This is a genomic window from Clostridium sp. CM039 (genome assembly GCF_055081075.1).
On sequence record NZ_CM143649.1, the window covers coordinates 2,975,672 to 2,999,914 of the forward strand.

The 24,243-nt window shown below is 31.1% G+C and carries 26 protein-coding genes and 1 tRNA gene; 22 read left to right on the forward strand and 5 right to left on the reverse strand.

Going from position 1 to position 24,243, the window contains the following annotated elements; genetic code table 11:
* Positions 1-34 precede the first annotated feature (34 nt).
* Complete coding sequence (locus tag ACWJJ2_RS13785) at positions 35-538, forward strand: DUF4446 family protein (RefSeq protein WP_216302176.1); 504 nt, start codon at positions 35-37, stop codon at positions 536-538.
* A gap of 196 nt (positions 539-734) precedes the next feature.
* Here ACWJJ2_RS13785 and yyaC read toward each other — a convergent pair whose 3' ends face one another.
* From yyaC to ACWJJ2_RS13800, 3 genes are read right to left on the reverse strand one after another with little or no spacing between them, the layout of a single operon-like run.
* The gene (gene yyaC, locus ACWJJ2_RS13790) at positions 735-1,337 is read right to left on the reverse strand and encodes a spore protease YyaC (RefSeq protein WP_216302175.1); all 603 of its coding nucleotides are present in this window, start codon (positions 1,335-1,337) and stop codon (positions 735-737) included.
* Positions 1,338-1,384: 47 nt separating this feature from the next.
* A complete protein-coding gene (gene ytvI, locus ACWJJ2_RS13795; RefSeq protein ID WP_216302174.1) occupies positions 1,385-2,437 on the reverse strand; it encodes a sporulation integral membrane protein YtvI in 1,053 nt (350 codons plus the stop codon).
* A 10-nt stretch (positions 2,438-2,447) separates the two neighbouring features.
* Positions 2,448-3,602 (reverse strand): aminotransferase class V-fold PLP-dependent enzyme, encoded by a 1,155-nt coding sequence (locus ACWJJ2_RS13800; protein WP_220286215.1) that lies wholly within the window; start codon positions 3,600-3,602, stop codon positions 2,448-2,450.
* Positions 3,603-3,929: 327 nt separating this feature from the next.
* Here ACWJJ2_RS13800 and ACWJJ2_RS13805 point away from each other — a divergent pair, with 327 nt between their 5' ends.
* The 15 genes from ACWJJ2_RS13805 to ACWJJ2_RS13875 all read left to right on the forward strand — a co-directional run bounded on the left by ACWJJ2_RS13805 (position 3,930) and on the right by ACWJJ2_RS13875 (position 15,380).
* Positions 3,930-4,181, forward strand: coding sequence for a DUF3343 domain-containing protein (locus tag ACWJJ2_RS13805; RefSeq protein ID WP_216302172.1), 252 nt, complete (start codon positions 3,930-3,932; stop codon positions 4,179-4,181).
* A 28-nt stretch (positions 4,182-4,209) separates the two neighbouring features.
* Positions 4,210-4,446 carry a DUF951 domain-containing protein gene (locus tag ACWJJ2_RS13810; RefSeq protein ID WP_216302171.1) on the forward strand — a complete coding sequence of 79 codons (237 nt, stop codon included), beginning with the start codon at positions 4,210-4,212 and terminating at the stop codon, positions 4,444-4,446.
* Between the two features lie 96 nt (positions 4,447-4,542).
* Positions 4,543-4,830, forward strand: a complete 288-nt coding sequence (gene rpsF / locus ACWJJ2_RS13815; protein WP_165411835.1) for a 30S ribosomal protein S6 — start codon at positions 4,543-4,545, stop codon at positions 4,828-4,830.
* Positions 4,831-4,841: 11 nt separating this feature from the next.
* Positions 4,842-5,282, forward strand: coding sequence for a single-stranded DNA-binding protein (locus ACWJJ2_RS13820; RefSeq protein WP_165411834.1), 441 nt, complete (start codon positions 4,842-4,844; stop codon positions 5,280-5,282).
* Between the two features lie 25 nt (positions 5,283-5,307).
* The gene (rpsR, locus tag ACWJJ2_RS13825) at positions 5,308-5,571 is read left to right on the forward strand and encodes a 30S ribosomal protein S18 (protein WP_165411833.1); all 264 of its coding nucleotides are present in this window, start codon (positions 5,308-5,310) and stop codon (positions 5,569-5,571) included.
* 278 nt (positions 5,572-5,849) lie between these two features.
* Positions 5,850-6,164 (forward strand): MazG-like family protein, encoded by a 315-nt coding sequence (locus ACWJJ2_RS13830; protein WP_216302170.1) that lies wholly within the window; start codon positions 5,850-5,852, stop codon positions 6,162-6,164.
* 15 nt (positions 6,165-6,179) lie between these two features.
* Positions 6,180-7,187: a DUF2232 domain-containing protein gene (locus ACWJJ2_RS13835; protein WP_216302169.1), complete on the forward strand. Its 1,008-nt coding sequence runs from the start codon at positions 6,180-6,182 to the stop codon at positions 7,185-7,187.
* Positions 7,188-7,200: 13 nt separating this feature from the next.
* A complete protein-coding gene (locus ACWJJ2_RS13840; protein WP_216302168.1) occupies positions 7,201-9,192 on the forward strand; it encodes a DHH family phosphoesterase in 1,992 nt (663 codons plus the stop codon).
* Positions 9,192-9,635 carry a 50S ribosomal protein L9 gene (rplI, locus tag ACWJJ2_RS13845; protein WP_216302167.1) on the forward strand — a complete coding sequence of 148 codons (444 nt, stop codon included), beginning with the start codon at positions 9,192-9,194 and terminating at the stop codon, positions 9,633-9,635. The genes ACWJJ2_RS13840 and rplI overlap by 1 nt, the downstream gene beginning before the upstream one ends.
* 70 nt (positions 9,636-9,705) lie before the next feature.
* Positions 9,706-11,610, forward strand: coding sequence for a Lon family ATP-dependent protease (gene lonC, locus ACWJJ2_RS13850; protein WP_216302166.1), 1,905 nt, complete (start codon positions 9,706-9,708; stop codon positions 11,608-11,610).
* A 91-nt stretch (positions 11,611-11,701) separates the two neighbouring features.
* Positions 11,702-13,033: a replicative DNA helicase gene (locus ACWJJ2_RS13855; RefSeq protein ID WP_216302165.1), complete on the forward strand. Its 1,332-nt coding sequence runs from the start codon at positions 11,702-11,704 to the stop codon at positions 13,031-13,033.
* A 345-nt stretch (positions 13,034-13,378) separates the two neighbouring features.
* Positions 13,379-14,434 (forward strand): ParM/StbA family protein, encoded by a 1,056-nt coding sequence (locus ACWJJ2_RS13860; protein WP_216302164.1) that lies wholly within the window; start codon positions 13,379-13,381, stop codon positions 14,432-14,434.
* Between the two features lie 2 nt (positions 14,435-14,436).
* Complete coding sequence (locus ACWJJ2_RS13865; RefSeq protein WP_216302163.1) at positions 14,437-14,814, forward strand: hypothetical protein; 378 nt, start codon at positions 14,437-14,439, stop codon at positions 14,812-14,814.
* Positions 14,815-14,958: 144 nt separating this feature from the next.
* A complete protein-coding gene (locus ACWJJ2_RS13870) occupies positions 14,959-15,285 on the forward strand; it encodes a TM2 domain-containing protein (RefSeq protein ID WP_216302162.1) in 327 nt (108 codons plus the stop codon).
* 19 nt (positions 15,286-15,304) lie between these two features.
* A tRNA-Thr gene (locus tag ACWJJ2_RS13875) sits at positions 15,305-15,380 on the forward strand.
* Positions 15,381-15,975: 595 nt separating this feature from the next.
* Here ACWJJ2_RS13875 and ACWJJ2_RS13880 read toward each other — a convergent pair.
* Positions 15,976-16,134, reverse strand: a complete 159-nt coding sequence (locus tag ACWJJ2_RS13880; protein ID WP_165411823.1) for a CopG family transcriptional regulator — start codon at positions 16,132-16,134, stop codon at positions 15,976-15,978.
* Between the two features lie 510 nt (positions 16,135-16,644).
* On the opposite strand from ACWJJ2_RS13880, the gene ACWJJ2_RS13885 reads away from it, so the two are divergent.
* From ACWJJ2_RS13885 to ACWJJ2_RS13905, 5 genes are all read left to right on the forward strand, one after another.
* The gene (locus tag ACWJJ2_RS13885; RefSeq protein WP_216302161.1) at positions 16,645-17,823 is read left to right on the forward strand and encodes a C40 family peptidase; all 1,179 of its coding nucleotides are present in this window, start codon (positions 16,645-16,647) and stop codon (positions 17,821-17,823) included.
* A gap of 279 nt (positions 17,824-18,102) precedes the next feature.
* A complete protein-coding gene (locus tag ACWJJ2_RS13890; protein WP_216302160.1) occupies positions 18,103-19,065 on the forward strand; it encodes a 3'-5' exoribonuclease YhaM family protein in 963 nt (320 codons plus the stop codon).
* A 220-nt stretch (positions 19,066-19,285) separates the two neighbouring features.
* Positions 19,286-20,698 carry an NAD(P)/FAD-dependent oxidoreductase gene (locus tag ACWJJ2_RS13895; protein ID WP_216302159.1) on the forward strand — a complete coding sequence of 471 codons (1,413 nt, stop codon included), beginning with the start codon at positions 19,286-19,288 and terminating at the stop codon, positions 20,696-20,698.
* A 139-nt stretch (positions 20,699-20,837) separates the two neighbouring features.
* Positions 20,838-22,124, forward strand: coding sequence for an adenylosuccinate synthase (locus tag ACWJJ2_RS13900; protein WP_216302158.1), 1,287 nt, complete (start codon positions 20,838-20,840; stop codon positions 22,122-22,124).
* Between the two features lie 203 nt (positions 22,125-22,327).
* Positions 22,328-22,513 (forward strand): DUF1858 domain-containing protein, encoded by a 186-nt coding sequence (locus tag ACWJJ2_RS13905; protein ID WP_216302157.1) that lies wholly within the window; start codon positions 22,328-22,330, stop codon positions 22,511-22,513.
* A 49-nt stretch (positions 22,514-22,562) separates the two neighbouring features.
* On the opposite strand, the gene ACWJJ2_RS13910 is transcribed toward ACWJJ2_RS13905, so the two are convergent.
* A complete protein-coding gene (locus ACWJJ2_RS13910; protein WP_165411817.1) occupies positions 22,563-23,156 on the reverse strand; it encodes an ECF transporter S component in 594 nt (197 codons plus the stop codon).
* Positions 23,157-23,438: 282 nt separating this feature from the next.
* On the opposite strand from ACWJJ2_RS13910, the gene ACWJJ2_RS13915 reads away from it, so the two are divergent.
* Entirely contained in the window at positions 23,439-24,188 is a 750-nt protein-coding gene (locus tag ACWJJ2_RS13915) for an acyl-[acyl-carrier-protein] thioesterase (protein ID WP_253198110.1), read from the forward strand.
* Positions 24,189-24,243 lie beyond the last annotated feature (55 nt).

Consider the following 24,243-nt stretch of genomic DNA (forward strand, 5'->3'; position numbering starts at 1 on the left):
TCACGTGAAACTAATAGAGAGGATGTAATTCAGAATGAAAAGTATCATTAATTTTATAAAGAATGAACAGATTTATATAATAATAGCTCTTATGATTATTGTATTTATGCTAATAGTAATAATTATAATAACCTATGCATTTTTAAATAAACTAGAGAGAAGATACAGAAAATTAATGAGAGGTGTAAATAATAAAAATTTAGAAGAAGTGGTTATATCTTATTTAGACAAAATCGACGAAGTTAAAGATGAAAATGAAGTTATAAAACAAAGGTATGAACAGATAAATGGGGAACTGAAAACTTGTGTGCAAAAAACTTCAATGATAAGATATAAAGCATTTGATGATATGGGAAGTGATTTAAGTTTCTCTATAACATTGATTGATGGGAATGGTAATGGTGCTATATTAACAAGTATCTATGGTAGAAATGAGAGTACTACTTATGCTAAACCAATAGATAAAGGAATATCTAGGTATGAGCTATCTCAGGAAGAAAGTAAAGTTTTAGAGCAAGCTATAAATTTAAAAAAATAAAAAAGTATATATTGCGATTATGCATTTACTTCGTTAAGAACTACTAATTTTATTTTTCATTAATCTGGTGAAAATCATAAACTCGCTGTAGCTCAAACGTATGTTTTTCCTAACCCATCTTAATTAAAAATAACTAAGAAGTTCTAAAGCTCGCTTCAATGTATTATGCGCAATATATACTTTTTTTGCATAAAAATCAACCTTCAACGTCTTTAATGTTGAAATCATCATAAATGGAATTTAATTTTTTTTCGCCTGCGATTTTGAGTATTGAATGGTATAAACCAGTGGATATAGTATCGGCAAGCATCATTACTGTATATAATCTTGTATTTTGAAGAACCATAAATTCAAAGGCTCCAGATATATTTACAATGCCCGTTATGCTTAAATCACCCACCTTAGGTAAATCTTTATTCATAGCAGCACCAGGACTTAATGGTTTTTCCTCAATAATGATTTTTCCTACATTTTGCAAACTTCCGAGGCAAGCATCTATTGCAATAATGTAAGGATTAGTATAGGAATAGTTAATTTCATCAATTGTTTCACATAAATTTTTTGCATGGACTGGACATTCAAGACTACCGTAAACATGAAGTCTATTTCTAACTAAAAATTTAAGCTTGTTTCCAACCAGGGGTCCTAAGCTATCACCAGTAGATCTGTCGGTGCCAATACATAAAATAACAATAGGGCGTGAGCATTTTGCTATGGGAAAAATATATTGACTTATAATATCTCTTAATTTAAAAGTGCAATCTCTGGACATAGAATCTAAAATAACTTTATCTACCATAAAAAAACCTCCTATTGGGATATTAGCCATTTAGGAGGTTTTCTATTCTATAAAACTTCAACTTTTTTCAATATATTATAAAAAACTAAAAAAAACATACAGAATAGCATCCCAACAATACCATTTGCTCTTAATCCTATAAATATAGAAGCGAGAACTGCTACGGGGTGAATGCCTAGTGATGAAGACACAATCTTGGGTTCTATAATTTGTCTTACTATAGTGATAATTATATAAGATATCAAGAGGCCTAAAGCAGCTACATAATTATTAGATATAAAAAATATTATTATTACGGGAAGGTATATAGCTCCTATACCGAAAATAGGGAGTAAATCAAATAATCCACATAATACACTCAGAGTTACAGCATACTTAACTTTGAAAACTATAAAAACAATTAATGTTTCTAAAAATGTTATAGTGATTATCAGTAAGTAAGAAAGTAAATAATTCTTAAGCATCTTTTTTGATTCATCAAATATGGAATGTAATCTATCTTCATTTTTGCGGGGAATTAAATCAAACTTTTTTTTGCTTGAAGATGACAAATCTTTTGTGAAGAAATAAGTAGTAAGTAAAGTAAATAATAAAACCATTAAAATATAAGGTATAGTAGATACAAAATCTAGAGTTTGAGAAAAAATTTTTGTGGATGCATTCATGCTAATATTTATAGTCTTGCTTATATAATTAGTAATATTTGACTCAATATTACTAACCACGTTTGGATCTAAAGTTTTATAATAATTTTGTAAGTTACTAAAAATATTAATTACAATGTCTTTGTTTAAAGTTATATATGATTGGATGTTTTTTCCGAGTAGTATCGATTCTGAAGTTAAAGTAGTGATGATTAAAGATAATAATACAACAATCACAGTGAAAAATATGGTGGTAGTAAATAATGAAGCTATAGTGTTTTGAAGTTTGAATTTTTTCATCAAAAATTTTGTTGGTATCTTAAGTAGTGAAGCTAAAATAAAAGCAAATACAAAGGGAAGGGTGAACCCAATAGTTCCAAAAAAGATTACAAAAACAAAGGTATACAAAACAAAAAATATAGCTAGTTTATCAATTTTTTTTAGAATATTTTCCATGTAAATAAAATCACACCTTTCTAATAATAGTATTGAGGGCGTTAAGGGTATAATCGATGTCTTTAATATCATTAAAAGGGCCAATGCCAAATCTTAAAGTACCAGATGGATATGTTCCAATGTTTTTATGAGCTAGTGGCGCACAGTGAAGTCCAGTTCTTGTTGTAATTCCATATTCACTATCTAGAATAAACCCTAACTCGGAATTGTCAATTTTTGTTGAATTAACAGAGATAGTAGCGGTTCTTTTAGAACTATCGGTGAGACCATAGACATTAACAGAGGATATATTTAGAAGCCCCTCTATAAAATTTTTGCACAAATATTCTTCGCGTTCGCGAATAGAGTCTAAACCCTGGTCATTAATAAAATTAATACCTTCTAAAAGGCCAGCTATACCTGGAGCATTTAGGGTCCCGCTTTCAAATTTATCAGGCAAAAAATCTGGTTGAACAATACTAGATGAAAGACTACCAGTCCCACCCTCTATAAATGCAGAGCATCTTTCATTTAAATTATCATCAATTAAAAATCCACCGGTACCTTGAGGTCCTAGTAAACTTTTATGACCTGTAAAAGCTAGGGCATTACAATTTAATTTATAGAAATCTATTGGTAATATTCCTGCAGTTGGCGCAGTATCTATAACAAAATAAATGCCCTTTTCTTTACATATTCTACCAATAGATTCTAAAGGCTGAATACTTCCAATAATGTTAGAAGCATGTGAGAGAACCACCAATTTTGTATTAGGTTTAAGTGTATTTACAAAATCGTCTACATTAATTAAGCCTTCTTTTGAGCAAGGGACAATGCCTAATTCTATAACGCCTTTTTCGCAAAGGGAGTTTAATGGTCTTAAAGTAGCGTTATGATCCATTGAAGAAGTTATTACATGCCAGCCTTTTTGGCATGTAGATTTTATAAGTATATTTAAAGAAGTGGTAATATTTGATGTAAAAATCACATTCTCAACTTTATCAAAGTGAAAAAAATCCATTAAAGCATACCTACAATTTAAAATAACTCTATTTCCGGCAAGTGAAGTTGTAGATACACCCCTTCCCGGGTTTGAACCTATATTCATCATATAATTCATCATTGAATTATACACTGCGGGTGGTTTAGGAAAGGTAGTGGCTGCATTATCTAAATATATTTTCATGATTTCCTCCAATATTACACAATGATTTATTAGTATATTCTATAAAAAATATAGAGGCTATTAATATTATGTATAACAAGTTAAATTTTGTTTTCATACAATTAAGACTATAAATAGTTTATAATAAAATTAGATAAATAATAAAATACACTTTTTATAAGAATATTTTAGGAATTAGAATTTTAAGTTCTCATTATGAAATAATATACAATGTTGCATTATAAATACAAAATTTTAAATTAATATATTATACAATATTATAATCTAAAGTTATGTAAATGTATATGAAGTGATTAATATTATGGCATGGAAGTAGGGTGAAAAACATTGAATAAATATTATATAGTAACATTTCAAAATACACATGAAGCCATGAAAGCGGAAAGAGAAGCACTGCGACAACAGGTTAAGGTAGTAGTTGTTCCTACGCCTACATATATAACTAAAAGTTGTGGGATTAGTTTAAAAATAGAGGATGAGAATATTCGAAGTATAATTGAGCTAATTAAGTTAGAAAAGATAAAGGTAAAAGAAATTTTTGTACGAGATAAGGAAAGTGTAAAAGTTATGACAATATAGTAAAAATAAATTAAAGGTGGGATGTTTAATGAAGGTGTTCAATTTAGGAGATATTGTTGAAATGAAAAAAACTCACCCTTGTGGCAGCAAGAATTGGGAAATCATTAGGTTAGGTGCGGATATAAAAATAAAATGTTTAGGTTGCGCTCGGATAGTAATGCTTCCAAGAATAAAATTTGATTTGGGTGTAAAGAAAATTATAAAAGAAAATGTACTAAATAAAGAAAAAGGGATTACTAAAGAAAAAGCACCTATAAAAAAATAATTACTTGATTAATGCATAATTAAATGATATAATCTATTATTGTAATCCCTGCCGTGCAATGCATGGCCGTTAGTCCGAGGGGAGGAGGTGAAATTAATGAGAAAATATGAAACTATATTCATATTACATCCTTCATTAGACGAAGAAGCTGTTAAAGCTAACGTTGAAAAATTTAAAGGTGTAATAGAAAATAATGGTGGAGAAATTGAAAATGTTGATGCGTGGGGCAAAAGAAAACTAGCTTATGAAATACAAAAAGTTGGTGAAGGTCACTATACATTAATCAATTTCAATGCAAAACCTGAATTACCGAAAGAATTAGATAGAGTATTCAGAATTACTGACAGTGTTATAAGACATATCATAATAAATCCAGAAAAATAGGTGGTGCATTTATGAATAAAGTTGTTTTAGTTGGTAGATTAACAAAAGACCCTGAGTTAAAGTTTGCTCAAGGGACAGGAACAGCTGTAGCCACTTTCACTGTAGCCGTCAATAGAAGATTTAAAAGAGAAGGTCAACCAGAAGCAGACTTTATACCAGTAGTGGTATTTGGAAAGCAAGCGGAAGCTACTGCTAATTACATGAGTAAAGGCAAGCTTTTAAGCGTATCTGGAAACATTCAAACTAGAAATTATGAGGCTAAAGATGGTACTAGGAGATATGTTACTGAAGTAATTGCTGATGAAGTTGACTTCCTTGAATGGGGAGGAAATAAAACATCAGGTACGAATACTAATCAAGGTGGAAATAATAGCGAATCAAATGCTGGATCTCATGGTTTTAGCAGTGATAGTGATATAACACCAATTGATGATGGAGATATTCCATTCTAATATTAGGTAAGGAGGAAAAACAACAATGGCTATGAACGAACATAAAAGAAGCGGCGGCGGTGCTGGCGGAAACAGAAAGAGAATGAAAAGAAAAGTTTGTGCTTTCTGTATGGATAAAGCAACTGCAATCGACTATAAAGATATAAATAAATTGAGAAAATATGTTACAGAAAGAGGAAAGATTCTTCCAAGAAGAATTTCTGGAAACTGTGCAAAACATCAAAGGATGCTTACTGTATCTATAAAAAGAGCAAGAAACATAGCATTATTACCATTTACTACTGAATAGTAAATGACTGAAAGCAGCGCCTTAAGGTAGCTGCTTTTATTTTTTTACAAATAAAAATAAATATTATACTCAATAATCAAAATATAAATATAAAAGTATATATTATGCAGTACGATTTGTAGTATACTTGTAGTTGTAACCCATAAAATGTAAACATAGAAAATATTAGATATTAAACTGCAAATTGTCTATATAGAAATAAACTTTAGTTGCATAAATTTAGAAAACTAACTAAAATGGAGTTATAAGCATAAGCCTACAAGGGGAGATGATATACTATGAAGAAACAAGATTTTAATATAATGTCTAATGTTAAGATAGTTGAAAGTTTGAAGGCTGAGCTATTATGTATAATAGGTGATTTCTTCAAGTTGCTAAGTAAAGGAAGCAATGTTGCTCAAGACGCCATACTAGATTGCATTTCGGGGGCAATAATACTTTTATATATATTAGGCGAAAGGCTAGGATATTCAAATGTAGCCGTGGATGAGAGTATGAAAAAGAAACTAAAGGTGGGAATAGTTGAAGGAGATAATATAGAAAAAGATGGAAAAGATCTAAGTAAACTATATTCGCATATAAAGGAAAGATAAGTAATGGAGGAAAAAATGGAGAATAAAAATTATAGTACAAAGGCAATTGTAGAGGCTTCACTTATAGCTGTTATAATTTCAGTAACAATGATTATAACAGGATATTTGCCAATTATGTCATTTATAGGTGCTTTAATATTGCCAATTCCGGTTGCAATACTCTATATAAGGCATAATAGAAAAATAACAATCACTGCTATATTTTTGAGTATAATTCTAACATCCTTAGTGTATAATCCAATAATGGCGATATATTCAGCTATAACTTATAGCATTGTTGGAATTGCGCTTGGTTATTGTGTTAAGAAAAATAAAAAGTCATCTATAACGTTATTATTTTTAGGTATTAGTTCTGTAATATCTAATATACTAACCATAGCTTTTTCTATGGCATTTATAGAAAAAGTAAGTTTTATGAATTTTATTTCCAAAAACTTAGAATTTTTTAAGCAAAATATGAAGGTATCCTTGGATCAATTAAAAATGGTTTATTTACAACAAGGAATAACTCCAAAGCAGTTGAAACTTTTAAATGAAAACTTTGAAATGATAAACAAAATGGATGTTACGATAGTTTTGGTAGTAATACCTGCAATTATTTTAATAACTTCATTTATATCAGCTTATTTGAATTACATAGTGTCTAGATCCATATTAGAGAAGCTAAACTACAAAATGGATAAAGTATTACCTTTCAGCAAAGTTTACGTTACTAACATACTAGGAGCTGTATTAATAGGTATAGTATGTATAGGCATAATACTTTCATCAAAAAAAATAGCAGGTGGGGATTTTATACTAAATTCCTCCCAATTACTTGTGCAAATTGTATTTATGATAAATGGACTTGCGGCAGCTACATATTTTCTAAGAGTTAAAAAAAAATTATCTAAACCAGTAGTAGCACTAATTTTAGTGTTAACATCATTTTCGCGTCTAGGTAGTATTTACTTTTCAATAGGACTCATGGAGATGGCTTTTGATTTTAGAAAGCTCGATCCATATAGAATTAAAAGAAAATAATTGGGGGCTGATTATGGAGAATAAATACAATTATTTTAGTGTTAATAATAAAATATATATGGTGACCATGGCCCTACTCATATGTATAATATTTTATTACGGACACCTTGAAGTGGGAATTTTAACACTGGGACTATACGCGATACTAGTAGTGTATAATATCTACAACTCTAAGGTTAAAAAAAATGAGTGGAAAAAATTCATTGAAAATTTTTCATCTAAACTGGATATAGCAACCACAAGCACCTTAGTAAAACTTCCTTTTCCACTAATAATAATAGGGTATATGGGAAATATATTATGGTATAATCAAAGTGTAACTACAATGCTTGAAGGGGAAGATCTTTTAAACAAAAATATTAGAGATATAATTAAGGAACTAAATCTAAAGCAAGTTTTAGAGGGTAAAAAGAATATATTTCCAAATATTAAAATAAAAGATAAATGGTATGAAATCTACACAAATATTGTTGATACAAACGAGAATAAAAATGTTAAAGATAAGATTATGCTTTTATATTTTTATGATATAACGGAAAAAACCAGTGTAATAAAAGGCATTAACGGTAATAGGGAAAGCGTTATGCTAGTGGAAGTTGATAACCTTGATGATGTTGTTAAAACTACAGAAGAAGATAAGGCGCCTTTACTTGTAGCAGAGATTGAGAGAACAATAAACAGCTATGGACAGAGTGTAAATGCGGTGGTAAAAAAGTATACATCGAATAAATATGTTATTATAGTCCAAGACAAGTATATTGAAAAAGAAATAGAAAAGAAATTTGATATACTAGATAGTGTTCGCGAAATAAGTAATGGTAATAAACTCGCAGTTACTTTAAGTGTGGGCGTTGGTAGGGGAGAAGACACACCACTTAAAAACTATGAATTTGCTACATCAGCTAAGGAACTTGCCTTAGGCAGGGGTGGTGATCAAGCAGTTGTGAAAAAAGGTGAAAAATTATCTTTCTTTGGGGGGAAAACAAAGGAAGTTGAGAAAAGGACTAAGGTTCGCGCAAGAGTTATAGCTCATGCATTAATGGATTTAGTAAATGAGAGTAACACAATTTTCCTTATGGGACACAAAAATGCTGATCCTGATTGTCTAGGCTCGGCTATAGGTCTATATAGTATTATTAAAAAATCAAACAAAGAATGCTATATTATTCTCGAAGGAATAAATAGCGGTATAAAAAGCATGATGGATATAATACTTGCAGATGAAGAATACAAAAATACTTTTATAACAAGTGAAAAATTTAAAAGTGTTAAAAATTCAAATAGCCTAATCATATTAGTGGATGTGCACAATGAAAGTCATGTTCAAAATTTAGAAATAGTTAAAGAGGTAGAAAAAGTAGTTATAATTGACCATCATAGAAAGTCACAAGATTTTATACAAGGGGCAGTCCTGAGTTATATGGAAACTTACGCATCATCTACTGCTGAATTAGTTACTGAGATGATTCAATATATGGTTGACAAGCCTAAACTTAAACATATAGAAGCGGTAAGTCTTTTGGCAGGAATATGTGTGGATACAAAAAATTTCTCTTTTAAAACGGGAGTTAGGACATTTGAAGCAGCAGCTTTTTTAAGGCGTCATGGTGCAGATACTATGGATGTTAAAAAAATGTTTTCTGATGATTTGAGTATTTATTTGAAAAGAGCTGATATTATAAGATCAGCGAAAGTTAAAAATGAAATTGCTGTAGCCGTTTGTCCAGAACTAATAGAGGATACTGTATTAGCTGCCCAAGTTGCGGATGAACTTCTAAATATTACTGGTATCGAAGCGTCGTTTGTTATTGTAAAGACAGGAGATGAAGTATTTATTAGTGGAAGGTCTCTTGGGAAAATAAATGTACAGTTAATACTCGAGACATTAGGGGGAGGCGGACATATGACTATGGCTGGTACGAAATTTACTTCACTGAAACTTGAAGAAGTAGTGGTGAAATTAAATGAAGCTATAGATGAATATTTAAAGGAGGGCGAAAAATAATGAAGGTTATATTATTAAAGGATATTAAAGGCACAGGTAAAAAGGGCGACGTGATAAACGCTGCAGATGGATATGCGAGGAATTTTTTATTTCCTAGGCAATTAGCTAAAGAGGCTACAGACTCAAATATGCACATATTAAATAAAAAAAATGATATTGAAAGAAAAAAGAAAACATCTGAAATTGAGGATGCACAGAAATCAGCTAATGAACTTAAAGATAAAGTTATAAAAATAATTGGTAAAGCTGGAGAGAATGGAAAACTTTTTGGTGCGATTACAACTAAAGATATAGCAATAGCGTTAAATAAACAATGCAATTTAGATATTGATAAAAAGAAAATAGTAACAGATACAATAAAATTATTAGGAACTTATGAAGTAGAAATTAAAATATATCCAGAAATATCTACTAAGATAAAAGTTCTTGTTTGTGAGGAATAATTATATAAACCGAAGGGAGGAAACGCTTTAGTAAATAAATGATAATCATATTTATTAAAGCGGATTACGTTTGAAGACATTATTAGTTAATCAAATTGGAGAACAGGTTGAAAGAGATGCATTACCTCTGGACACACAAATAGACGTTTTATATGAAATAATGAGGAATGTACTAGATGAAGGCACTATAAAGTCTAAAACTATAAAATTTAAACTTCAGAAGCACATTAAAAGTGAAAGTATCTATAGAAGGTTATTCGCTTTAAATAAAATTATCAGCAATGGTAAGGGTATAGAGATAGTGCCTAATGAAAAAAATATACAAGAAGCACTAGATGATACTAATGAATGGTTGACTGATGAAATAGCTAAAAGATATGTGCAAAATAAGATTGAAGCTGAAGTAGAAAAAAATCTAATGGAAAAGCAAGATAAGTATATTGATGAAGTAAGACTTGGAATAATTAAGAAACAAAAAGGGCCTGAAAATGCTAAAACACTTAAAAAATATGCGGATTTAGAAGAACTTGATAGTAGAAAACTTACTAAAAATATACAAGCTATGTTAAGGCCAGAGAGTTTTAGTGAAATAGTTGGTCAGGAAAGAGCTATAAAATCTCTGTTATCTAAAATGGCATCGCCATATCCTCAACACATTATTCTTTATGGGCCACCAGGAGTTGGAAAGACTACTGCGGCGAGGCTTGCTCTTGAGGAAGCTAAAAAGCTAAGTTATACAATTTACCATAAAGATGCTAAATTTGTAGAAGTGGATGGTACAACACTACGGTGGGATCCAAGAGAAATAACAAATCCACTTTTAGGATCTGTACATGACCCGATATATCAGGGAAGTAAAAGAGATCTAGCTGAGGGTGGGATTCCAGAGCCAAAAACAGGTCTTGTAACAGAGGCTCATGGCGGAGTACTATTTATTGATGAAATAGGTGAACTCGATAGTATACTTCAAAATAAATTACTTAAAGTGTTAGAGGATAAAAGAGTTGAGTTTTCATCATCTTATTATGATCCTGAAGACGAAAACACACCTAAATATATAAAATATTTATTTGATAAAGGTGCTCCAGCAGATTTTGTTTTAATAGGAGCTACTACCAAGGAACCATCAGAAATAAATCCGGCATTAAGATCAAGATGTACTGAAGTTTATTTTGAACCATTAACTGCTATGGATATAGAAAATATAGTGGTAAATGCTGCGAATAAATTAGGAGTTAAAATAGGAGATGGCGTTGCGAAAACTATTGGTAGATATACTATTGAAGGAAGAAAAGCTATAAACATTTTAGCAGATGCTTATGGATTTGTACTGCATAATAGAAAATCAGTGGATGCGTCTCAAGTTGAAATTGAGGTTAAGGACTTGTTAGATATTATATCTATAAGTAGACTATCTCCCTATGAGGAATTAGATAAAGAAGTTAAATCTGAAGTTGGCCACATATATGGACTTGGGGTATCAGGATATATAGGATCAACTATAGAAATAGAAACATCAGTATTTGAAGCCAAGGAAAAAGGTAAAGGTCAAGTAAGATTTAATGATACTGCTGGAAGCATGGCTAAGGACTCAGTGTTTAATGCTGCATCCGTAATAAGAAAAACAACAAATAAAGATATTAAGGATTATGACATACATGTAAATATAGTAGGTGGAGGTAAAATTGATGGACCATCGGCTGGAGCCGCTATAACTGTATGTATAATCAGTTCTCTTTTAGACAAACCTGTAAGACAGGATGTTGCAGTAACTGGAGAGATATCCCTTCGGGGTATCATAAAACCAGTAGGTGGCATATTTGAAAAAATTTACGGGGCAAGAAGAAAGGGAATTAAGCTAGTTATAGTTCCGAGTGATAATGAAAAGGAAGTTCCTATTGACCTTAAAGATATTGAAATAAAAACATCATCAAACATTGAAGAGCTAATGAAATTAGTGTTTGAAATAAAATAAATTAACTATAATTAATGGCCCTGTTAAATCATCACCTGCGGTGATGTATTTTTAGCAGGGCATAAAACATTACTTTAGGGGAGATAAAAAAATGGATACACCTCTTAGAAGTTTACCCTATAATTTAGAAGCAGAACAATCAGTTATTGGATCAATGCTTATAGATAAAACCGCGATATCACGAGTAGTAGAAGTTTTAAAAAGTGATGATTTTTACAGAGATTCCCATAAAGGTATATTTAGCGCTATTTTTGATTTATATCAAAAAGACACGCCTATTGACATGATTACTTTACTCGAGCATTTACGTTCTTCTGAAAAGTTAGAAGCATCAGGGGGAATTACTTATATTTCAGAGATAAGTAACTCAATACCCTCCACAGCTAATTTAAGTTCGTACATAAAGATTGTAGAAGATAAATCTACTTTAAGAAAACTTATTAGAGCTTCTACTGAGATTATGGAAAATTGTTATAATAAGCAAGATGATGTAGAAGCTGTAATGGATCTTGCAGAGCAAAAAGTATTTAACATATCACAGAAAAAAAATGCGGGTGACTTTGAACCAATGAACACGGTTCTAGAGCGAGGGTTCTTAGAAATAGAAAGAATATTTAATAATAAAGGGGAAACAACAGGAATATCTAGTGGGTTCCCAGAACTTGATGATAAAACCGCTGGATTTCAAAAGGGTGATATGATTCTTATCGCTGCAAGGCCGTCTATGGGCAAAACTACCTTTGCACTAAATTTAGCAGAGTATGCAGCTCTTAGGCAAGGGAAAAGTGTAGCTGTATTCTCCCTGGAAATGTCTAAGGAACAACTTTCTTATAAACTGCTTTGTTCAGAAGCAAATGTTGACATGTCAAAGCTCAGACATGGTGATTTGGAAGATAGGGACTGGGAAAACATAGCGAAAGCATCCGGACCGCTTGCTGCTGCTAAAATATTCATTGATGATACAGCAGGAACTTCTGTTATGGATATGCGTTCAAAATGTAGAAAATTAAAAATGGAGCATGGCATAGATCTGATAGTTATAGATTATCTTCAACTTATGACTGGTAGCAATACAGAAAGCAGACAGCAAGAAGTATCAGAAATATCAAGATCTATTAAAGCTCTTGCAAAGGAGATGCAGTGCCCTGTTATAGCATTATCACAGCTATCACGTGCTCCAGAGCAAAGAACTGACCATAGGCCTATGTTATCTGATCTTAGAGAGTCAGGGTCTATTGAGCAGGATGCTGACCTTGTTATGTTCTTATACAGAGATGAGTATTATAATGAGGAAACGGAAGATAAAAATGTAGCAGAGCTTATAATAGCAAAACAAAGAAATGGTCCTATAGGCACAGTAAAACTTGCATGGATAGGCCAATTCAGTAAATTTGCAAGACTTGATGTAATTCATAGAGAGTAAGAATACACTAAAGTAGATTTATCTATTAATCTAGATAAATTATGATAGGATAACAAAATTTATAAAATTTTGTTATCCTATTTTTATTTATGTATATATAGTGTGGGAGACGTTGATATGAATAGTGAGCTATTAAGGACATTTCTTTAATGTAGATATATATATGTTTACATTTGTAGATATATAAATATATATATCTATATATTTACAAGTATGTAGATAAACATCTATAAATAGGTTAATAAATATATTTATAAATATTTCATTACAAAAGAAGGATATTAATACATAATATAGAATATATACCGATAAGGAACAATTAGAAAAATTTAGGAGGGAAAATAAATGAACTTAACAGAGATATCAAAAAAATATCCTATATTAAAGAAAGCGTTAGAATCTGTACTAACTGTTGACATAGGAAATACATTTACAAAAACAAGTACCAATGTAACTTTTGCTAGTAGGGTGTCTGCCGTAAGCAAGCATGGTTCTAGGGCTACTGGAATAAGTAACATCACTTGGAATGGAAAGTTATACACCGTAGGTAATAAAGAAGGCAAGCTTAACATGGAATCTAACAAATACATGTCCGATCATTATAAGTTAAACCTGCTTAACGCTATTGCACTAAGTTTTAAGGGGGAAACTAAAATAAAGGTAAGACTCGCTGTGGGACTTCCCGCAGAATATTATATAGACCATAGTATTCCACTTAAAAATGAAATAAAGAAGATGGAAAAACAATCTATAACAATAAATAATATAACATATGATATAGAAATAATAGATGTACAAGTATTTAAACAAGGAGGTACATTAAGTGCTGAAACCATGGAAACATTTACTTATCCAATGTTATTACTTGACTTTGGTGGTGGTACTTTAGATGTATCTCATTGGAAATATGAGAAAGATGAATTTGGTAACAAGGTGCTTGGGATGACTAAGGCTAGTAGTTTTGCACAACATGGGTTTGAGCCAACAATAGAAGCATTACTCACTAAGTTCAACTCTGCTGACGGATCTGATGGTAATTATGATATATCAGATGCTATCGAATATTTAGAAGATGACGAACTACCTTTTGGGGAAGCAAATGTATTAAAAGACATTAAAGATTTAGTATTAAAACCATATGTGGAGAAAGCAATAAGTTCAATTAATAGCTCTTTTAAACCAAATACTTGTAAAGATATAAGAATAATAGGTGGACCTGCAAAGTTACTACTAGAATATTTACAAACAGAGTTCATAAAAACTGAGCCAAAGCTCATAGATAATAAAAACCCTCAATGTGCAAATTCTATACTGTTCGCTGAAAGATATAAAGAATTGCTAGTACTTGAATACTTAGATGGAAATAAAGAAGTTGCTGCAACTACAGTAGCAGGTCAATAATTATGGGAGCACTCCGTAAAACTGTATCATCAAATCTAGGAGAGGAAACAGATAAAGACTTAATTAATTATGTGAGCAATATGGAGAAGAAAGGTATTAATAATTCTAAACTTATAAAGCAGGCTCTGAGATTTTACAGGGACTACGGCAACAAAGTTAAGAAGCTAGATACAGTAGATATTGCAAATATTTTAGATAACCCTGAAGTTAAAAATTATATAGGTAATATAGTTGGAGAGCTTTTTAAAGGTGCTATGCCAAATTCAATTCCACAAATTAACGATGAAGTTATTGTCAAAAAATCAAATGAGAGGGATATAGATTCTGTTGAAAGTGAGTATATGAAAAAACTTAATTGTGTGAAAGATATGTCGTTATAGCTTGGAGTGGCGTTTTCGTCACTCCTTTTTACTTTAAGAATCATAATTATTTTAAAAACACTTAGCCCATACATATAGTAAAATGATACCATATATGATAAAATGTAAGAAAGGCATTCAAAATAAGCTAAAAAGGGTGATCTAATGTTCTGTCCTAGTTGTGGATCTCAAAACGAAGATAGCTCTAATTTTTGTAAAATATGTGGGATTAATTTATTAATTCAACCTAATACGACTGGTGAACGGATTATTAGTGAAAAAAACTGGTTAGTTGCTTTATTGCTGTGTATTTTTGTTGGGGCATTTGGTATTCATAGATTTTATGTAGGTAAAATAGGTACGGGAATTTTAATGATTTTAACCTTTGGTGGTTTTGGAATATGGGTGTTAGTTGATATTATTTTGATTGCTACTAATTCATTTAAAGATATAAATGGGTTGCAACTAAATAAAAACATGTATAGGTATTAGTTTAAATTGTTTTGTATATGCTGAAATAGCTCAGTTGGTAGAGTAACGCACTCGTAACGCGTAGGTCGAGGGTTCGATCCCCTTTTTCAGCTCCAAGTTTGTAATATGGAAACAAATATTTTTTAGCACTGGCATAACTGCTGGTGCTTTTTTGTACGTTCAGCAGAGCAAAAGTAGACAGACGGTGAGTTATAAAGTGGCATAGTATGAATAGAAATATAGTAAAACGTAGCTTGGGGGTAGAGAAATCTATCTCCAGGCTTTTATATTTAACGGATTGATTAATATTACATATATTGGGTAATAATACTGATAGACAGAACAAATAAGAGGAAACAATCGTGTTTTATTAGCACTAGAAGTGTAATTATATATAAGGTGAGGTTGAATATAAATGAAAAAGATAAAAGTGAAAGTTGGAGTAGATAAAAGTAAATTAATAAAAGGTAACAAACGAATTGTTGCTTGTGGCAAGAACTTTTAACGATATTTCAGAAGAAAATTCTCATATTCCCATAAATGGGAGTTGATTACCATGACAAAGAGAAAACTTCAGCGGGAGTATAAATTTACTTCTGAAGTCGTTAATGCAGCTCCTTCGGAGCTGTTGAAGCACCGAGGATTATAATTTAAAAGGATAGTAAAAAAGTAGTTGAGAGTTATATCTTAACTACTTTTTTAGTGTAGCATTTATTTCAGAATACTTTCAAGGAGGAGTCTTATTCCTTCACTTTTATTTATATTACTTGCCTTGCAAAAACTTTTTAGGGCATTTGATAGTTCTTCACTTATTCTCACATGAATCAATTCACTTTTAGAATTTTCAATTTTCTTTCTTCCTCTGGGCATAATTATCACCTCGCAAGATTCGTGTTACATAAAATAAGCTCATAGATGCTAAATAGAATGTTGTAACACAATAATAATTATAATACATTTTAACAAATATTACCACGTAATTGAATTGAGAAATATAAAGATTATTTGTATAATTATATCCTCGTTTTATTTGATTTAATAAGTGGAATACAGGTAAAAGTCATGAAAATCAGTGGTTTTTTATAAATTATATGTATATAAAAAATTATTACTTTCTGTTACAATGGTATTGTACAAAAAAAAGGAAAAATTTGTGACATTGGTATTAGTCTTAAATTAAAGGGGAAGATTGATGTAAAAATATGAATAGTACTAGTTATAATAAGTAGACAAGCTAAATTCTCAAAATATTTCCTGGAAAATATTGCAGAGACTAAAAATGCAAGTAAAACTCTAGGAGAAAAAAATAAAACATTTACATTAGAAATAATTTACATATTTCGATAATTCATATTCATTTAAAATATAGGAGGTAAGCATATGAAAAAAAGAGTAGCTTTTATAGCAATGTTATTAACTATGGCGGGTTCACATGTTGTGTTCGCTGATAATGGAACGGTGACTGCAAGTTCATTATATGTCAGGCAAAAATCATCAATTTCATCATCAATTATATCTTCTCTTGCGAGAAATGCGAAGGTAGAGACACTTGGTAAAGAAGGGGAATTCTATAAAATAAATTATAAAGGACAAACTGGATATGTACATAGCTCATATATAAAAATATCGGCAAATACGTCTGGTTCTACGAGTACAACAAATGGAGCGGGGACGTCAGGAACAGTAACAACAGATTATTTAAATGTAAGAACAGGATTCGGGATAAATTATTCTGTTGCTAATGTTATTACACGCGGAACTAAAGTGACAATGTATGAAAAATCAAATGGTTTTTGTAAGATAAATTATGGTGGCAAAACAGGTTATGTAAGTGAGCAATATGTGAAAGCTACAACAGCACAGGATTCAAACACAGATAGTACAAGCAGTGTGATTACTGGAATTGGTAATATTACAGCATCAAGTTTAAATGTAAGAAAAACGGCGTCTATGGGTAATAATATCATGGGCACAATAAAAATAAATGCAAAAGTGGATTTGTATGGAACACAAAATGATTTTTATAAAATCAAGTATAATGGACAATGGGGATATATAGCTAAAACATACGTAAGCCTAGGTAATGACACTCCAAGTAGAGGTGATGTCATAGAAAATGACTCAAATGGACAACAAGGTACTGCAACAAAAAACATAGAGAGTTTAATCTCGCAGTTAAACACGTTTTTAGGAATGCCATACTTATGGGGTGGTACAACACCAGCGAAGTTTAATTCTAATGGCAAATATGTAAGTGGGGGTTTTGATTGTTCAGGTCTTATACAATATGCTTATAAAAACATAGGTATAAATTTACCTAGAACGACTATGGACCAAATAAATATAGGTACCTCAGTTAATATAAATAGTCTCCAAAAAGGTGATTTAGTATTCTTTAGGACAAATCCAGCATCGCCTTCCCAAGCATCTCACGGGGGAATATATATTGGTAATAATAAATTTATACAATCTCCCAAAACTGGTGATGTTGTAAAAATATCTGAATTAACTGGATATTATAAAAGTAATTTTATAATAGGAAAAAGAGTAGTAAAATAAGTATATTTAATATAAACCAGGAATAATTAATATAAAAAATGAATGTATGATTTTTATTAAATCATACATTCATTTTTTATATCCAATTTATAATAATTAAAAAAGAATTAAAAATATTTCTTAACTTAAGGATTTCTAAATTTTACAAACAATATTGATGTATAATTAAAAGGTATATTAAAGTTATGTAATTTAATTGATTGACATAGAGATATTAAGCACTTGTATCGGCATAATGTATTAGATATAATAAGTTTATTACAATATAAGGAGATAAATATGGAAATGAAGAAGATAAGTGGAATGAAGAAAGGTGATAGGATTGAAGGTTTTTATGTTATAAAATCTGTAGATAGCAAGGTTTCCAACAACAGTAACACAAATAAATATTTGGATTTTAATTTAGGGGATGCCACCGGTGATATAAATGCAAAACTTTGGGAATGGAATGAAAAATTAGAAAATACATTTAAACAAAGCATCTTAGTGAAAATTAAGGGCACGGTAAATGAGTGGAGAGGAAAGCTTCAATTAAAAGTTGAAGCGATAAGACTAACTGAGGAAAAAGATGGAGTAAGCATTTGTGATTATGTTGCAGTGGCACCGTATTCACCAGAAAAAATGTATGATGATATTTTAAATTATTTATCTAAAATCAAAAATATAGATATTCAAAATATAGTTACCAATATTTTAGGGCATAATGAGGAAAAGCTAATGCATTATCCAGCTGCTAAGTCTAACCATCACTCTATAAGATCAGGTCTGTTATATCACACAACCACCATGCTTAAGGCAGGAGAAAAATTAAGCGAAATTTACACCTTTCTAAATACGGATTTGCTATATGCAGGTATAATACTTCATGATATTGGCAAAATATATGAAATGAATGCTAGTGAACTTGGAATTGTAAGCGAGTATTCAGTAGAGGGTCAACTTTTAGGTCATATAGTTCAAGGAATTAAAATGATAGAAACGGCGAGTCTTGAGGTTAAAGCAGATACTGAAGTATCTATGTTGTTACAGCATATGGTGCTAGCTCATCATTATGAAGCAGAATATGGGAGCCCTAAAAAACCTATGATACCAGAAGCGGAAATGCTACATCATTTAGATATAATGGATGCAAGAATGTATGATATGAATAAGGCTTTAGGGGATACAAAGGAAGGCAAATTTTCAGAAAGAATAAGGTCTCTAGATAATATAAATGTTTATAAAAGTTTTGTTAATAAATAGTCTTAAGGAAAATTATTTAACAGAAAAATACAGTTATTCAATATGGGTAAGTGTATTTTTTATTTTAGATAAACAATGTATATACGAACTATTACTTAAAATAATTTATTAATATTCGCACTTTATATTGACTGGTTTATACTGCTCTGATATCATTAAGTAGTATGGTAACCATTAATAGTTTTTATTTCCTACAGAGTAATACAAGGAGGAATATGAAATGAAAAATTTTTATGATGTAGTTATTGTAGGAGCTGGACCAGCGGGCATATTTACGGCACTAGAAATTTCTAATAAAAAACCCGAACTTAGTGTACTTATAGTTGATAAGGGAAGAAATATAGAAAAAAGAAAATGTCCAGCTAGAGACACAGGAAAGTGTGTTAAATGTAATCCTTGTGGGATAACGTTTGGTTGGGCAGGTGCTGGAGCTTTTTCAGATGGTAAGCTTTCTCTAAGCCCTGAGGTGGGGGGAAGACTTCTTGAATATTTTTCTGAAGACGATTCAAAAAAATTAATAAAGTATTGCGATGATATATATATAAAATTTGGAGCAAATGAGAAGGTATATGGGATTAATAGTGACAAAGTTGACGAAGTTAAATATGAAGCAAGTAAGCACAATATTCGTCTTGTTGAATGTCCAGTAAGGCATTTAGGAACAGAACTTGCCTATGAAGTTTTAAAATCTATGTACCATCATTTAGTTGATAATACAAATACAGAATTTATAGAACTTAGTGAAGTGGAAGAAATATTAATAGAAGATAATAAGGCTACTGGAGTATTATTAAAGAATAAAGATGGTGTGTTTAAGGTTAATGCAAAGTATGTTGTAGCGGCGCCGGGTAGAGGTGGAGCGGAATGGGCTTCAAATGAAGCTAAAAAACATAATATTAAGGTTACTAATAATGCAGTAGATATTGGAGTAAGAGTTGAGGTACCTAATTCTGTTATGGATCATCTAACAAAGGACTTATATGAAGCAAAATTAGTATATTATTCTGATACATTTGATAACAAGGTTAGGACCTTTTGCATGAACCCGGGGGGAGTAGTGTCAGCGGAATATTATGATGGCAACACGATTGCAGTTGTAAATGGTCATAGTTACTCCGACCAAAAGCTTAGAACAACTAATACAAATTTTGCGATGCTTGTATCTACTACTTTCACTGAGCCATTTAATCAACCTATAGGTTATGGAAAATATATAGCTCAGCTAGGTAATATGTTAACTGGTGGAGGGATAATGGTTCAAAGACTCGGGGATTTACTAAAAGGAAGAAGAACAGATTATGACAGATTAGGTAAATCAACTACGACGCCTACTTTAAAATCAGCAGTACCAGGTGACTTAAGCTTTGTATTACCACAAAGGCACTTAACGTCTATTGTGGAAGCGTTAAAGGCTTTTGACAAGATAGCACCAGGTTTATATAGCAAAAACACATTGCTATATGGAGTTGAGGTGAAGTTTTATTCTAGTAAGATTAGTACAGATGATAAGTTTGAAACATCTGTTAGAAATTTATATACAATAGGGGATGGAGCGGGAATAACTAGAGGTCTAATGCAAGCATCTACAACAGGAGTTGTAGTAGCAAGAGACATAGCTCAGAAAGAAGACTAAGAATTTAATCTAAATAATTGGTTATATGAATATTAAAAGTGTATAATTCAACATGAAGTAAACATAGAAGACAATAAAAGTTCTTAACGGTAGTAGTTAAGAAATTTTATTGTGAACTGAAAGAAAGCGAGGAATTTATATGTCAGCATTTATAGTTTTAGGAGCCCAATGGGGAGATGAAGGTAAAGGTAAGATGACAGATTATCTTGCTGAGGGAGCTAACGTAGTAGTCAGGTTCCAAGGTGGAAACAATGCAGGTCATACAGTAGTTGTAGGAGAAAAGGAATATAAACTTCACTTAATACCATCAGGAATATTATATAAAGATAAATTGAATGTAATAGGTAATGGCGTGGTTGTAGACCCAGAAGCGTTATTTACAGAAATTGACTACTTAGAAGCACTAGGCGAAAAAATAACTCCAGAAAGATTAATAATTAGTGATAGATCACAGGTTATAATGCCATATCATAAAGAGTTAGATAATTTATATGAAATAGCTAGAGGTAAAAATGACATCGGAACTACAAAAAAAGGTATAGGACCTTGTTACACTGACAAGTTTGAAAGAAGTGGAATCAGAGTTTGTGACTTAATGAAAAAAGATGTTTTTAAAGAGAAGCTTAAAATTAGTTTATCAATGAAAAATGATATAATAACAAAAGTTTTGGGTGGAAAAGCTTTAGATTTTGATAAAATATATACGGAGTACCTAGAGTATGCAGAAAGAATGAGACCTTTTGTAAAAGATATATCAGTTAAAGTTTACGATTCAATAAAGTCTGGAAAAAATGTTTTATTTGAAGGAGCACAAGGAACGTTGCTTGATATAGATTATGGTTCATATCCTTTTGTAACCTCATCAAACACTATTGCAGGTGGAGTTTGTGTTGGGGCAGGAATAGGACCTACTATGATAACAAATGCTGTAGGAGTAGCGAAAGCTTATACTACAAGAGTAGGAAAAGGACCATTCCCAACAGAGCTTGATGATGAAGTAGGAGACTGGATTCGCGAAAAAGGTTTTGAATTTGGAGTAACAACAGGTAGAGCAAGAAGATGTGGATGGCTTGACCTTGTTATATTAAAAACTGCAGCAAGAGTTTCGGGACTTACTAGCTTTGCTGTAACTAAAATAGATACCTTAGCAGGACTTGAAAAAATTAAAATTTGTGTAGGATATAAATTTGAAGGTAGTGTTATAGATTATTTCCCAGCAAGTTTAGAGGATTTAGCTAAATGCGTGCCAGTATATGAAGAGTTTGATGGTTGGGATGAAAAGATAGCTGATGCAAGAAGCTATGAAGAACTTCCTGAAAATGCAAAAATATACTTAAAGAAAATTGAAGAATTTACAGGAGTTAAAGTTTCCATAGTTTCAGTAGGACCGAAAAGAGATCAAACAATGGTGTTAACTGAAATATAGCATATAGACATGCATATTATACAAAAGATATTTTTTTAATATGTATGGTTTTTATATTATAGGGAATTATAATTATTGTAGGAAATATATATTAAGGTATACAAGTGCATACTATAGATTAAAAAAGTGCGTACTAGTAAAATTTAAGCATATAAAATATAATGAGAATTAGGGTTAAATTAACATAAAGTGAGGTATATAATATGAAAATTACTAAAGATATGACAATAGGTGAAGTTGTAAGACAAAATCCAGAATCAGTTGAAGTATTAATGAGCTTTGGAATGGGTTGTGTAGGATGTCCTTCAGCGCAAGCTGAAACATTAGAAGAAGCAGCAATGGTTCATGGTCTTAATTTGGAAGAATTAATGACTGCATTAAATGCATAAAAAAATTAAGACACTTAGCATTTGCTAAGTGTCTTGTTTTTTTATTTTTTTATCTTTTCTTTATTTTCTTAATGGCGAGGATAACAGGTATTGTAATTACAGTAGCTATGATGGCCTCTGGAACACCATTTATTATACCTATACCATAAATAGTCTTTGCAGCAATAGATGGATCTATGCCCTTAGAAGCAGCGAATTTAGCCGCATAAAAAACATATATCATAGTAAGAACCCCAAAAGTGTTAGTTAGCGAACCAACAACGGTCGCGAGTCCAATCCTTAGGCTATCATTTTTAACGTGGATTAGTTTATAAACATAGTAAGAAGTAAGACCAATAAGAACCCTTGGTAATACAGATACTAAAGGATTTATAAAAGCAAAAGAGAGTAAATTGGGAGTTGTTATGTTTTGCATAATACTAAACATCCCAAATATTAAACCAATAGTCATTCCTACCATAGGGCCACCTATTATTGATCCTATAATAACGGGAATGTGCATGATAGTAGCTTTGGCACCAGGAAGTGGAATAAAGCCATATCCAGTTAAACCAAGTACGATGCAAATAGCTGATAGCATACCAATAGTTGTAAGTTCACTTGTTTTTATTCTTCTAAGTTTAATAGAATTATTATTAATCATGTGTTCCCCCCGCTCTTATTCCATAAGGATATAAGTCGTCCTATTCATAATCCTTATTTATAGTTCAGTTTCATAATGAATACTGACAACAATATTTTAACACTATTTTGATAATAATTACATAGCTAAATAAAAATTTAACAAACTTTATGTTAATACTATACAGTTAATGTTTACTGTGTTGGTTTAGTTTGGTATTATTTTAAGTATGAAGAAAACTAAGAAGCGTAGAAATTAATAGTTATTATATTATGTACTCATGAGAAATATAGGAGGGGTATTATGGGCAAAATGCCAGAGGTTACAGATAGAGATTATAATATTCATTATTATGAAGTAGATATTCATAAAAGAGCTTTGATGACAAGCATTATAGATTATCTTGGTGATATGGCAATGTATCAAAGTGAAGTGCTTGGAGTTGGAATAGAACATCTTAAAGAGAATAAATCAGCTTGGGTGTTATATAAATGGGACATAACAATGGAGTCATATCCTTTATTAAATGAAACTATAAAGATTAGAACTTTTGCACATTCTTTCAATAAATTTTATGCATACAGGAAATATGAAATTATTGATATGAAAGGGAATAAAATAGGACATGCGAGTTCTGTGTGGATTTTAATAAATACAGACAGAAGAAGACCAATAAGGATTACGAAAGATATGTATGAGGCTTATGGTATAGATGATAGCAATAATACACCCATAGACATTGAGGATATAGTACCAATAACTACAGTGCATAGCGAGAAAAACTTTCAAGTTAGGTATAGTGATATTGACACGAATATGCACGTAAATAATGTTAAATATGTTGCTTGGGCTTTAGAAACAGTTCCTAAGGATATAGTATTGAACTACGAACTAAGGAATATTAAGGTAACTTACATCAAGGAAACAACATACGGAGAGACCATAAAGGTAAGCACGCAGGTTATAAGAGAAGAAGATAAGATAATATGTAGACATAAAATTATAAATGAAGAGGGAACTGAGCTGACTCTCTTAGAAAGTACTTGGATATAAGAAAATCGTTAATCACAAGTAGTTTTTGTATTATTCGACATACCTCTTAGATACA